The 12,579-nt window shown below is 73.1% G+C and carries 9 protein-coding genes; 7 read left to right on the top strand and 2 right to left on the bottom strand.

From position 1 onward, the window contains the following. Nucleotides 1–266 precede the first annotated feature (266 nt). A complete protein-coding gene (locus ACFYP3_RS27085; RefSeq protein ID WP_388837602.1) occupies nucleotides 267–671 on the top strand; it encodes a transglycosylase SLT domain-containing protein in 405 nt (134 codons plus the stop codon). A 120-nt stretch (nucleotides 672–791) separates the two neighbouring features. On the opposite strand, the gene ACFYP3_RS27080 is transcribed toward ACFYP3_RS27085, so the two are convergent. After that, nucleotides 792–1,703 carry a DUF4344 domain-containing metallopeptidase gene (locus ACFYP3_RS27080; protein ID WP_388837599.1) on the bottom strand — a complete coding sequence of 304 codons (912 nt, stop codon included), beginning with the start codon at nucleotides 1,701–1,703 and terminating at the stop codon, nucleotides 792–794. A gap of 2,577 nt (nucleotides 1,704–4,280) precedes the next feature. After that, nucleotides 4,281–5,183: an NAD-dependent protein deacetylase gene (locus tag ACFYP3_RS27075; protein ID WP_388837608.1), complete on the bottom strand. Its 903-nt coding sequence runs from the start codon at nucleotides 5,181–5,183 to the stop codon at nucleotides 4,281–4,283. 681 nt (nucleotides 5,184–5,864) lie between these two features. Between ACFYP3_RS27075 and ACFYP3_RS27070 the strand changes: the two genes are divergently transcribed. The 6 genes from ACFYP3_RS27070 (at nucleotide 5,865) to ACFYP3_RS27045 (ending at nucleotide 12,561) form a co-directional block, all read left to right on the top strand. Beyond that, a complete protein-coding gene (locus tag ACFYP3_RS27070; protein WP_388837596.1) occupies nucleotides 5,865–6,587 on the top strand; it encodes a hypothetical protein in 723 nt (240 codons plus the stop codon). A gap of 791 nt (nucleotides 6,588–7,378) precedes the next feature. Next, nucleotides 7,379–8,992: a phospholipase gene (locus tag ACFYP3_RS27065; RefSeq protein ID WP_388837593.1), complete on the top strand. Its 1,614-nt coding sequence runs from the start codon at nucleotides 7,379–7,381 to the stop codon at nucleotides 8,990–8,992. Between the two features lie 205 nt (nucleotides 8,993–9,197). Further along, nucleotides 9,198–10,298, top strand: coding sequence for an LLM class flavin-dependent oxidoreductase (locus ACFYP3_RS27060; RefSeq protein ID WP_388837590.1), 1,101 nt, complete (start codon nucleotides 9,198–9,200; stop codon nucleotides 10,296–10,298). Beyond that, complete coding sequence (locus ACFYP3_RS27055) at nucleotides 10,295–11,056, top strand: CE1759 family FMN reductase (RefSeq protein WP_388837587.1); 762 nt, start codon at nucleotides 10,295–10,297, stop codon at nucleotides 11,054–11,056. The genes ACFYP3_RS27060 and ACFYP3_RS27055 overlap by 4 nt, the downstream gene beginning before the upstream one ends. Before the next feature lie 182 nt (nucleotides 11,057–11,238). Then, nucleotides 11,239–11,493 (top strand): hypothetical protein, encoded by a 255-nt coding sequence (locus tag ACFYP3_RS27050; protein WP_388837584.1) that lies wholly within the window; start codon nucleotides 11,239–11,241, stop codon nucleotides 11,491–11,493. Between the two features lie 570 nt (nucleotides 11,494–12,063). Beyond that, complete coding sequence (locus ACFYP3_RS27045; RefSeq protein ID WP_388837581.1) at nucleotides 12,064–12,561, top strand: DUF1772 domain-containing protein; 498 nt, start codon at nucleotides 12,064–12,066, stop codon at nucleotides 12,559–12,561. Nucleotides 12,562–12,579 lie beyond the last annotated feature (18 nt).

The raw sequence follows: 12,579 nt of genomic DNA, 5'->3' as shown, positions 1-12,579 counted from the left end.
CGGTCAGGCCCCCACCCTCCGGATAACGCATACCAACGGCATACCGCAGGGATCATGAACCGTCACTACCCGACGACAACCCGAAATCCTCAGTAGTAGGCGGGGTTTTTGCCAGGTGGTCGCAGGGGTGGGTAGAACTGGGTGAGTCGCCGGGCGGCAGGGGTGGTTGACCTGTTGCCGACGAACCTCTCTCCGGTGTGTGAGTGGCTCACGTATGCCTCTGGGTGTGCGGCGACCGCCCTTGTTCCCTGTGGAAGGTTTTCTCCGTGTCCCACGCTGTCATCCGCCGTATTGCCGCTTCGAAGAAGACCCTCGCGGGTTCCGTCCTCGCCCTGGGTGTTGCCGGTTCCATGCTTGCCGCGGTTCCCGCGCAGGCTGCCCCGATGAGTGCCAAGGCGATCGCGCAGCAGATGATCAAGGACCCGGCCCAGTTCGCCGCCTTCGACAAGATCATTTCGCATGAGAGTGGCTGGGACTACACCGCCACGAACGCCTCGTCCGGCGCCTATGGTCTGGCGCAGGCGCTGCCGGCGTCGAAGATGGCCTCGGCGGGTGCGGACTGGAAGACGAACCCGGCCACGCAGATCAAGTGGGGTCTGGACTACATGAACGAGCGTTACGGCAGCCCGGTGGGTGCCTGGAACTTCTGGTCCGCCAACCACTGGTACTAAGCCATCGCGGTGCTTGGCAGGGCCGCCTGCTGAAGACGCCCGGCCGGAATTCTTCCGGCCGGGCGTTTTCGCGTGTGCCGGGCCGGGCGTTTTCGTGTGTGTCGGGGCGTGTGCCCGGGGTTATTTCAGGTAGGGGTGGAGGAGGGTGTTCCATGATTTGCGGATCTGTTGGTACTCGTCTTGGCAGCCCTCGGCTCGGAGTTGGGGCAGTACACCGTCGGGGTTGTCGATGGTGATGACGGCGGAGGCGAAGGTGTGGGGGTCCGAGCCGTACAGCCAGCAGATCTCGTTGTAGAAGCGCTGTGCGCTGAGGGAGTGTTCGTCGGAGAACAGGCCGGAGAGGTCGCCGGTTTCCTGGGCGTCGGCCAGTGCGCCCCACGCGTTGATGGTGCTCACGGCGTAGTCGATGTGTTGTTTGCCGCCGGTGGCCAGGAGCAGGGTGGCGAGTTGGTCGACGGCGTCCTCTTCTTTGCCGGTGATCGGCAGGTCGTACATGTCGACCAGGGCGTGGCCGAGTTCGTGGAGGATCACGCCGTTGGAGAATCCGATGACGCCGTCGTCTGCGGCGCGGGCCCGGGCCGTAGGGCGGCCGGTGTCCTGGTGGGCGGCTTGTTCGAGGAAGACGGGCCTGGTCTCCTCGACGAGTTCGTAGCAGTACGTGATGTTTTTCGCGTGCGGGTCCCAGGAGGCGTTGGCGCCGCCGCAGCTCTTCGCGATCACGGGTACGTCGTAGGCGAGGGTGATCCGCTCGTTGGCGAACGCGGTGACGCGCTCCAGTACGTGGTTGTCCTGCAGGAATCTCTGGGTCCGCCGGTCCTCGGCCGTCCTGCCGTCCTCATAGCGTGCCACCAGTCTCCCGTGACCCACCGGGGAAGCCGGGGAGGGTGGGGTGGGTGCGGTGGTGGGTGGGGTGGTCGGGGGGTGTGCTGCGGCCTGTGTCCGCCCGCCGGAGGAGTTCTCGCCCGCGGGGGAGCAGCCCGTGGCGGTGACGGCCACCATCGCGGTCGCGGTCAAGGCCGCGGTGGCGGCCATCGCCCGCATCCTGGCTGCTCCCACCGCTGTCACCCCTCGGCGCGGTCCGTCCTGGGACACAGCCTGCTGCCAGGCCGCTGTCCCGGCCCGCGCATGTGCGCCAGCCGGGTGAAACCCGCCCCGATGACACCCACCACCCCCACCCCACCCCCACCCCCGCCCGGCCACTTTTCACCCCCGCCGCGGCCGCCTCGACGGCGGTGGCTGTCTCGCGGCCCGGCCGCGGTGGCATGTGGCTGCCCTGGCTACTGCGGCCGTCCCCGTCCCGGCCGGCCCCGCCCGCTTCGGCCATCCCGCCGGGCCCCGGCCGCCACTACCGCGCCGCCTCGTTCTGGCCGGTTTCGGCCGCCCCGTCCCGCCCTGCCTTCGGCCGCTGGGGCCGTCCCCGTCCCGGTCACCGCTGCCCGCCCCCGCTCTGCTGGGGTGGCGGTGCCTGCCCTGGCCACTACGTCGCCCTCACCCGGCCCGCCCCGGCCCCCGCGCCGCGCCGCCCCGACCTCCGCTCCGCCCTTGGCTCCCGGCCCGGCCCCGTCCCTTTCCCGGCCGCAGTGGTCGTGCCTGCCCTGGCCACTACGGTCGCCCCCACCCGGCCCGCTCCGTCCGCTCCCGCGCCGCCCGCCCCGGCTGCGCCCCGGGCCCCCGGCCCGGCCCCGGCCGCAGTGGTCGTACCTGGCCTGGCCACTGCGGCCGCTCTCGCTCCGCTCACCCCCACATCGCCCTGGCTCCGGGCACTTCCGCCCTCACCCGGCAGCGGTGGCCGTCCTCGCCCAGGCCACTGCTGCCCGCCCCTGCCCCGAAGCCGGCTCGGCCGGCGTGGTTGTGTCCGGCTGCGGGCCGGGCGGGCTGTGGGCTTTGCCGCAGGGCAGTTGCTTACCGCTCCCGCCCGGCTGGGCGCCGTCGTGTCGCGTGTCGGCGTTCACCGTCTGGGGCGGACGGAGTCCGCGTGGCCGCTCTTACTCGACCGGTTGCGGGGGGCAGGGCCACGCACGCGCACCAGCACGGCCGTCCCGGCTCTGTACGGGGGCAGCCGTAACGTCCTCTTGGCTGTTAGACAGTCGGTGACGGCTTTGCTGCGCTGTTGCTCCTGCACGTCCGCCACAGCGGCGCCGTCACGGGGAGGCCCACCCCCCCGCCCGCGTTCGTCCGCAGGACCTCGTAGCGGACTGCAAAGCGCCGTGCGCCCGCTGCGGGTCGCCCGGTTCGGGAACAGGCCCTCCCGGCGCTGCAGCCTGGGGCTGGCGTGATCGCCGCCCACAGGCCGGCGAGCAGCGAGTACGCGACCGGGGCACGCATGGGCGACGACGGCGGGCCGGGCGCCGCCCGCTGGCTGTGCGGGGCTCATGCCGTTGTTTCTGGAGGGGGACGCAGCCGAGGTGAGCGTTGCCCCGAGGAGGGCGGCGAACCACTGCCGGGAACCCCGGGCGGGTGCGAACGGCAGCACGGTGGCGAGTCCGATCCGATCCCGGTGCCCCCGGCCGGACCGGCGGCCTCACGGCACGGCCGGTCCCGGAGGGTGCGGGCCTGCGGATTCCTTCAGGGCCCGGGTCGTCCACGGCCCCCCTTCGCCCGCGCTGGGAGGCATCAGCACACGGCATCCGCTGCGCCGCCGGCCCACCTCACCGCCGGCCCCACTGCCGTGGCGGACCAGCCCGGGCGGCATCCGGGACGGCACCCGGACGGGGCCAGACGCCGACCTGTCGTCCCGGGTTTCGGCGCGGAGGGGCCCTACGGGCGAGCCGCACAGCGGTCCGGCCCGGCCCTCTCGGCTTTGGTGCGGATCGGCCGTCGGGGAGAGCCGCCTACCGGTCCGTCCTGGGTTCCGGCGGGGGCGAAGCCGCATACCGGCCGGGGCCGGCCCTCCCGGCTATGGTGCGGGCGAGGCGACGGGGGACTCGCATACCGGCCTGCCGTCCCGGATTTCCGCGTGGGCGGCCCCCCGGGGGGAGCTGCACACCGGCCCCGGCGCGGCCGTCTCGGGTTTCGGCAGGGGCGAAGCCGCACACTGGCCCGGCCTAGCCCCCCGGGGCTTTTGGTGCGGACCGGCCGGAGCGGGAGCCGCCACACAGGCTCCGTCCGCCATCTCGGGTTTCGACGCCGACGGGCCCGACGGGCGAGCCACACCCCGGCCCGCCGCCCCGGGTTCCGGCACGGACGAAGCCGCACACGGGCCAGGGCCGCCACTTGCGGGTTTCGGCGCGGACGGGCCCTACGGGCGAGCCGCACACCGACCCCGGTTCGTGGCGCGGGCGGGCTCGACGGCGGGGGGTTGCACGCCGGCTTGCTGCCCCGGCTTTTGGCGCGCGGACGAAGCCGCACACCGGCCCGGGCCGGCCACCCCGCCCCGGTCCTTGGCGCGGCGGGTTTCGGCGCGCGGACGAAGCCGGGCACCGGGCCGGGGCTGGCTTTTGCAGGTTTTGGTGTGACCGGGCCCCACGGGAGTCATACGCCGGCCCCGGGCTTGGGGTGTGGGCGGGCCTGGTGGGGGAGTCGGGTATCGGCCCGGGCGCGGCCGTTTCGGGTTTCGGGGAGTCGTACTGCCGCTGGGTTGTTGGTTCGGGTTGTGGTGCGGGTGGGGTGTCAGTTGGCGGGTGGTGTGGTGTTGAGGGGGATGTTCAGCTGGTCGGCGAGGGTGGTCAGGGTGGTTCCCAGGGGGAGTGCGACGCGGGTGAGGGCGTGTTCGTCGCCGCGGGTGGCGTCCCGGTTGACGATGAGTACGGGTGTGCCCGCCCGGGCTGCCTGGCGGACGAACCGCAGGCCGGACATCACCGTCAGCGAGGAGCCCAGGACCAGGAGCGAGGTCGCTGAGGCGACCAGTTCGCGGCACTGCTCGACCCGCTGTGGCGGGACGGTTTCGCCGAAGAACACCACGTCGGGTTTGAGGATCCCCTCGCACCGCGGGCAGGCCACCACACGAAACTCGCCGACTTGTTCGTCGGTGAGGTCGGCGTCTCCGTCGGGGTTCAGCCGGGCGGCCATCGGTGCGAAGTCGGTGTTGGCTTCCTGGAGCCGCCGGGCGAGGTCACGGCGCGAGCCGAACCCGCGGCAGGAGAGGCAGACGACCCGCTCCAGGCCGCCGTGCAGTTCCACCACGTCCTCGCTGCCGGCCGCCTGGTGCAGACCGTCGACGTTCTGGGTGATCACTCCCGTCAGCAGGCCGTGCCGTCCGAACGCGGCCACAGCCCGGTGCCCGGCATTGGGCCCGGCACGGTGGAAGGTCCGCCAGCCGAGGTGACTGCGCGCCCAGTACCGGCGCCGGGCCCGCTCACTGCCGATGAACTCCTGGTAGGTCATCGGGGTGTGCCGGCTCAGACTCCCGCCCTCGCCCCGGTAGTCGGGGATCCCCGACTCCGTGGACAGGCCCGCCCCGCTGAGGACCAGCACACCACCGGCCCGCAGCGCATCGGCGACCGGCGCCCAATCCGTGGTGCCGGGCCGCAGCTCCCCGCTCGGGGTCCAGCTCAGCGTGGGACGCATACGCATACGCATGCAGCCAGCGTACGGACCGGCGTACGGAACAGCACCGACACCACCCCACCCCGCCACGCCCCACCCGTGGCGCCTGGAGCTTGATGCCTGGCGCCCGGAGCCCCCCGACGCCCGCCCCGACGCACGACGTCCGGAGCCCGCCCCCCAGACCCGCGCCTCGGAGCGACGACTCCCGACGCCCGGAGCACGACGTCCGGCGCCCCCGGGCGCCCGACGCCCGCGCCCCACGGAGCACGCCCCCCGACGCCCGCGCCCCGATGACCGGAGCACGACGTCCGACGCCCGGCGCCTCGGCGGGTGGGGTCTGTTTGCCGCCCGGAGCGCCTTTGGGGCGTGGCCTGTGGCCGCGTCCGACCCCTTCCCCGCCCGGGCTGCGCGAAGCTGACATCCGTCGCCGTCGTCCGCGTCGGCCGGGCTGCGCGAAGCCGACGCCGGCATCCGGCGCCGCGTCGGCGTCCGCCGTTTTGTGGTTCCGTCGTCGTTGCCGTGAGGGTGGGGCTCGGCCTCCCGTCTGCCCGGTACGTACCGGCCGCGGAAAGCCGGTACCCCTGGGGGCGGGAGAGGTGAAAGGGTGGCGGCCCGGCCAGGGAGCACAGCCCGGGCGTCGGACGTTGGATCATCGAAGGGAGCGATGCGTTGCACCCACCGCACCACCCGAGCGATGAGGAGGACCCGATGAGCGCGGCCGACGAGGGACGGCAGTGGCCGGACGAGGCCAGTGTCGACAACGCGAGGACGACGCTGCTGCAGCTCCTCGCACGGACGGGAGTCCCCTCCGGTGACGCACGGCAACTGATCGGGCTCCTGGAGGCCGGCGCCCTGGCGCTCGCGCACGAGGAACTGAGCGGCGCCGCCGGTCCCGCGCCGGGGGATCGGGGCCAGGCCTACGCCTCGGGCTGGCAGGACGGCGCCGGCCGCCTCCTGGACGAGCTCGGCGCCCTCACCGAACGCACCCTGACGGACATCGTGGGAACGGACGGCCCGGCGGGGGTGCGGCGTAGGGCCGGGCGGATGGAGGTGGAGCGGGCCCGGGTGGCGGTCTCCCCCCTGTACCTGTCGCTCACCAAAGTCTCGGAACTGGACCCGGAGGTGACCGACGAGGTCCTCGCCGCCGTCCTCGCCACGATGAGCCCCCGCCGGCGGGCCGGCTACACCGGGCGGCTGACCGCGTTCGCCACCACCCACCGGGACCGCCTGGAGCGCCTGTTCGCGGCGTACGGACCGGGCAGCACCGTCACCGTGCACGGCCGCTACTCGCTCCTGCACTCCGTCACGAGCATCGCCGTGCTGGAGCGGCTCCTGACCGCCCCGGGGGAACTGCGCGAGGAATGGGACGCCGCGGCCCTGCCGCCCGCCTGGCTGGACGGACTCACCACCGCCTGGAACACCCCCACCTGAACACCCCTCGCACGAACCTCCCGCCCGCCCGCCCCCGTCCGGAACACCCCGCCTGAAGCGGCCGCCTCAACGCCCCGTCACCCCCGCTCCCGATGGGCCCCTCCTGCTCCGGTTCACAATGCCGGAAGCTCGTGCGCATGAAGCACCGCACGGTCTGATCGCACACGCTCCCGCGCCTCGCGCCCCGGGGAGGCCCGGCCTGCACTGCCGGGCCGGCCGGGCGACCACCGGCCGTACTGTCGGCGACGGCGTCGAGGCATCCGATCGCGCACCGGGCGGGGTCTGGGAGGCGAAGCCCCGCCGCCGGCCCTTGCCCCTGACCCGCGTATTGGCGCTTCCCGGCACCCCCACCCGCACGGACGGCGACGGGGGGACGGGGGGAGCACGCCACGAAGCCGACCACCCCGTCGAAGTCGAAGTCGAAGCCGACCATCTCTCGTCGAGGCCGAGGCCGACGGTGACTTGGGCCACCGGGCGCGGGAGGGGAGCGGGGCCCGCGCCCGTCGCTGGGTCGTCCGCGAGTGCCCGGCCCGCTTCAAGGAGCAGCGGGGCGAGTGCAGTTCGTGTTCCGCCGCTTCGTCGCCCGCGTCCTCGTACACCCCCCGGCCACCACCTCGTAGGGCGCGGCGAGGGTGGGTCGTGGGTGGGGGTGGTGGGTGGTGGGTGGCCGGAACTGGTCCGGGGCGGGTGAACACAGCGCTACGTGCTGGTAACTTACGCGAGTTGATCAAGGTCGGGGTGTGGCCGGCCATGCTCCCGGCCGCAGCCACCCCCCCAGTCAAGGAACCACATTGGCACGCACCGTCCCCCCGGCGGCCCTCGCCCGCACCTCGGCCTTAGCCCTCGGCTTCGCCCTCCTGGCCGCCGCCGCCGTTCCCGCCCCCGCGTTCGCCGCGGGCGCGCCCACCCCGCACCTGGACGCGGTCGAGCAGACCCTGCGTCAGGTCTCGCCGGGCCTTGAGGGTGCGGTGTGGGAGCGCACCACCGGCAACCGGCTCGGCTCCTCCGCCCCCGGCGGCGCCGACTGGCTGCTGCAGACCCCCGGCTGCTGGGGCGACGCCACGTGCGCCGAGCGGCCCGGATCGCGGCGTCTGCTGGACAAGACGCGCCAGGACATCGCCGCGGCCCGCCAGACGGTGGACATCTCCACGCTGGCGCCCTTCCCCAACGGCGGCTACCAGGAGGCGATCGTCGCGGGCCTGAAGGAGTCCGTCCAAAAGGGCAACCGGCTGAACGTACGCGTCCTGGTCGGCGCGGCCCCGCTCTACCACTCCACGGTGATCCCCTCCTCCTACCGCGACGAGCTGATCGCGAAGCTGGGCCCGGCCGCCGCCGACATCACCCTCAACGTGGCCTCGATGACCACCTCGAAGACCGCGTTCTCCTGGAACCACTCCAAGCTGGTCGTCGTGGACGGCGCCTCGGTGATCACCGGCGGCATCAACAGCTGGAAGGGCGACTACCTGGAGACCTCCCACCCGGTGAGCGACGTCGACCTCGCGCTGTCGGGGCCGGCCGCCGCCTCCGCGGGCCGCTACCTGGACACCCTGTGGGACTGGACCTGCCGCAACAAGAACAGCTGGACCTCGGTCTGGTTCGCCGCCTCGCCCGGCGCGCACTGCATGCCCTCCCTGCCCCGGCCCGCCTCCCCGGCGGGCGCAGGGGAGGTGCCCGCGCTCGCCGTCGGCGGCCTGGGCGTGGGCATCCGCCGAAGCGACCCCACCTCCTCCTTCCGCCCCGCCCTGCCCACGGCCGGCGACACCAGATGCGGGATCGGGGTGTACGACCACACCAACGCCGACCGGGACTACGACACCGTCAACCCCGAGGAGAGCGCCCTGCGCGCCCTGGTCTCCAGCGCGACCTCGCACATCGAGATCTCCCAGCAGGACGTGCACGCCACCTGCCCGCCGCTGCCCCGCTACGACGTCCGCCTCTACGACGCGCTCGCCGCCAAGCTCCTGGCCGGGGTGAAGGTCCGCATCGTGGTGAGCGACCCGGCCAACCGCGGCACCATCGGCAGCGGCGGCTACTCGCAGATCACGTCCCTCTCCGAGGTAGCCGACGCCCTGCGCGGCCGCCTGAGCGCCCTGGCCGGTGACGGCGGCCGGGCCCGGACGGCGATGTGCGAGAACCTCCAGCTGGCCACCTTCCGCGCATCCGACCAGCCGACCTGGGCCGACGGCAAGCCCTACGCCCAGCACCACAAGCTGGTCGCGGTCGACGGATCCGCCTTCTACATCGGCTCCAAGAACCTCTACCCGTCCTGGCTCCAGGACTTCGGCTACATCATCGAGAGCCCGGCCGCGGCCCGCCAGCTCAAGAGCGACCTCCTGGACCCGCAGTGGCGCTACTCCCAGGCCACCGCGACCCACGACTACACCCGAGGCCTCTGCCAGAACTAACCCCCCCACCCCACCCCACCCCACCCGCTCCACCCCGCCCCGCCCCGCCCCGCCCCGCCTCTCCCTGCCCCGCCCCGGGCAGGCAGAGGCGGGGTGGGCCCCGCGGGCCGGCGTGCCCGAGGGGGGTGTTCCGGCGGGAATAGCCCGGGCCGGCTCCCCGTTCCCCCGTATGGTTGAATCATCAACAATCTTGGGAAGGGGAGTCATGCAGTTCGGGATCTTCACCGTCGGGGACGTCACCGCCGATCCGACGACCGGACGCGTGCCCGGCGAGCACGAACGCATCAAGGCGATGCTCGCCATCGCGCAGAAGGCCGAGGAGGTCGGCCTCGACGTCTTCGCCACCGGCGAGCACCACAACCCGCCGTTCGTGCCCTCCTCACCCACCACGATGCTCGGCTACATCGCCGCGCGCACCGAGAACCTCATCCTGTCCACCTCGACGACACTGATCACCACCAACGACCCGGTGAAGATCGCCGAGGACTTCGCGATGCTCCAGCACGTCGCGGACGGCCGCGTCGACGTGATGATGGGCCGCGGCAACACCGGCCCGGTCTACCCCTGGTTCGGCAAGGACATCCGCGACGGCATCGACCTCGCCGTCGAGAACTACGCCCTGCTGCGCCGCCTGTGGGACGAGGACACCGTCACCTGGAACGGCAAGTTCCGCACCCCGCTGCAGTCCTTCACCTCCACCCCCCGCCCGCTGGACGGCGTCGCGCCCTTCGTGTGGCACGGCTCCATCCGCTCACCGGAGATCGCCGAACAGGCCGCCTACTACGGCGACGGCTTCTTCCACAACAACATCTTCTGGCCGGCCTCCCACACCCGCCGGATGGTCGACCTCTACCGGCAGCGCTACGCCCACTACGGACACGGCACCCCCGAGCAGGCCATCGTCGGACTCGGCGGCCAGGTCTTCATGGCCCACAACTCCCAGGACGCGGTACGCACCTTCCGCCCGTACTTCGACAACGCCCCGGTCTACGGCCACGGCCCCTCCCTGGAGGAGTTCACCTCCCAGACCCCGCTCACCGTCGGCTCCCCGCAGCAGGTCATCGAGCGGACCCTGTCCTTCCGCGACTACGCCGGCGACTACCAGCGCCAGCTCTTCCTGATCGACCACGCGGGCCTGCCCCTGAAGACCGTCCTGGAACAGCTCGACCTGCTCGGCGAAGAGGTCGTACCGGTCCTGCGCAAGGAGTTCGCGAGCCTGCGCCCGGCCGGGGTGCCCAGCGCGCCCACCCACCCCGCCCGCGTGGCAGCCGCCCGCCGGATTCCGAAGGAGAACGCGCAGGCATGAAACTCATCGTCGTATCGGCCGGCCTCGGCTCGCCCTCCTCGACGCGGCTGCTCGCCGACCGGCTCACCGCCGCCACCCTGCGGCACACCGACGCCGAACCCGAGGTGATCGAGCTGAGGGAACTGGCCACCGAGATCGCCCAGCACCTGGTCACCGGGTTCCCGCCCGCCCGCCTGGCCACCGCGCTCGACGCGGTGGCCGCCGCGGACGCCCTGATCGCCGTCACCCCGGTGTTCGCCGCCTCCTACAGCGGCCTGTTCAAGTCGTTCTTCGACCTCCTCCACAAGGACGCCCTCACCGGGACACCCGTCCTCGTCGCCGCGACCGGCGGCACCCCCCGGCACTCCCTGGTCACCGAACACGCCCTGCGCCCGCTCTTCACCCACCTGCGCGCGCTCGTCCTGCCCACCGCCGTGTACGCGGCCTCGCAGGACTGGGGCCAGGAGGGGCTGGCGCAGCGGATCGCCCGGGCGGGCGCGGAACTGGCCCGCTTCCTCACACCCACCCCCCACACCCTCCGAGCCGCCACCCCCGACACCACCGACACCGCCCCCGACGCGGCCGCGGACGCCGCCCGGAGCGCCCCCGCCCAGGGCGCCCCCGCCGTGGACGTCGCCGTGGACGCCGCGGTGGACGTCGACACGGCCGCGGCGATCGCGCCCCGCTCGCCGACCGGGGCGATCACCTCGGTGGATCCGGCCGACGGCTTCCAGGGGGTGCCGTTCGCCGAGCGACTGGCCGCGCTCGGCGCCCGGTAGCCACGCCGGCGCCCTACGGGGCGCACGGGGGCCCCGGGGGAGTGCGAGGGGGCGCGCGATGGCGAAACGATACGGCGGCGGGCATTGGAGTGAACCACCGTTCCCGCCGGCACCCCTTGACGGTTGGACCGGCCGACGCGCACATCGACAGGCGCGCCGTTCCAGACATCTTTAGGGGAGTCATGCGCATTCGTTCTGCTGTCACCGCCTCCGTCCTGGCCGCCGGCATCCTGCTGGGCGGGGCCGGTGCCGCCCTGGCCAACGACGGGGTCGACATCGACTACTTCTCCGGCGGTCACGCGGCCTCCTCGTCGAACTGCTCCACGCTCGCCGCGGTGCCCCAGAGCCGTCCCGGGTACACCGGCCCCACCTACACCTCGAACTGCGTCACCGAGGGCGAGAAGGAGTGGATCAAGGGCCACCACCTGGGCGCCTGACCCAGAAGCGGTTCACACCGCGGGGGCGGACCGACGACCGTGTCGGTCCGCCCCCGCGGCGCGTCCGCCCCGGCAAGGACGGCCACCGGCAGGTTCCGCCCGTGTCCACCGGCACGTGGGCAGCCGGCGCCGGGAGTCTGCGTGCCGTGAACGCTGCGCCTACGCACAGCGCGAGGCGGCGCGCCGAGGTGCCCGGCCGGCCCCGCGGCCCGATCGGCCCCAGCGGCGGCGACGTAGCCGACCAGAGCGCACCGCACCGCACCCACCCCCGCACCCACCCCCGCACGTATCCCGGCGAAGCCGGGGCCGTCGCCTTCCGCGGCCGGGAGGAGGGCGCCGCGCCGGCGGCCCGCGCCGCCACCCTCACCGCCGACATTCGCGGCACCGTCCGCCACCGCGCCGGCGCCGCCGGCCACGCGCCGCTCGAAAGCCGCTCGAGGACCGCTCGAACCGCCCCCCGCCGCAGCCCCCGACGCCCGTATGATCCCCATGACTTGACGATTCGATGACCCGTTCCCGAAGAATCGATGACCGAGAGACTCCGCGGACGGACGAACAGGGGGACGCACGATGGAGACCGCACGCTTGGCCTCGCTCATCGCCGCCACTGTCACCACGGGACTGGTCAGTGGCCTCTTCTACGGTTTCTCCGTCTCCGTGATGCCGGGCCTGAAGCGCACCGACGACCGTACGGTCATCGAGGTCATGCAGCGCATCAACGTGGCCATCCTCAACGGCTGGTTCGTCCTCGGCTACATCGGGGCGTTCCTGTTCACCGCCCTGGCCCTGGCCCTGCACATCCCTTCCGACGGACGTGCGGTACTGCCGCCGCTGATCGCGGCCCTGGTCTGCTACATCGTCTCGATGGGCGTCACCAACAAGGTGAACATCCCGCTGAACAACATGCTGGAGAAGGCCGGCCCGGTCGCCCGCATCGCCGACCCCGCCGCCGTCCGCCGCGCCTTCGAGGGCCCCTGGGCCCGTGCCAACGTGTGGCGCACCCTGCTGTGCACGGCGTCGGTGGGCTTCCTGTCCTGGGCCCTGTACCTGCACGGCCAGACCGGCTGACCCCCGGCCAGACCGGCT

Source organism: Streptomyces sp. NPDC005533 (assembly GCF_042871845.1).
In the GTDB taxonomy this organism is placed as follows: Bacteria; Actinomycetota; Actinomycetes; order Streptomycetales; family Streptomycetaceae; genus Streptomyces.
The sequence above is the reverse complement of the archived record's forward strand: the minus strand, read 5'-3'. Positions and strand labels throughout refer to the sequence as shown.

What these genes read in the sequence shown, in the direction of transcription:
- ACFYP3_RS27080 (WP_388837599.1), bottom strand. Translation starts at nt 1,703, where the DNA reads ATGGCCGCCACCGCGGCCTTGACCGCGACCGCGATGGTGGCCGTCACC.
- ACFYP3_RS27075 (WP_388837608.1), bottom strand. Translation starts at nt 5,183, where the DNA reads ATGCGTATGCGTCCCACGCTGAGCTGGACCCCGAGCGGGGAGCTGCGG.
- ACFYP3_RS27070 (WP_388837596.1), top strand. Translation starts at nt 5,865, where the DNA reads ATGAGCGCGGCCGACGAGGGACGGCAGTGGCCGGACGAGGCCAGTGTC.
- ACFYP3_RS27060 (WP_388837590.1), top strand. Translation starts at nt 9,198, where the DNA reads ATGCAGTTCGGGATCTTCACCGTCGGGGACGTCACCGCCGATCCGACG.
- ACFYP3_RS27055 (WP_388837587.1), top strand. Translation starts at nt 10,295, where the DNA reads ATGAAACTCATCGTCGTATCGGCCGGCCTCGGCTCGCCCTCCTCGACG.
- ACFYP3_RS27050 (WP_388837584.1), top strand. Translation starts at nt 11,239, where the DNA reads ATGCGCATTCGTTCTGCTGTCACCGCCTCCGTCCTGGCCGCCGGCATC.
- ACFYP3_RS27045 (WP_388837581.1), top strand. Translation starts at nt 12,064, where the DNA reads ATGGAGACCGCACGCTTGGCCTCGCTCATCGCCGCCACTGTCACCACG.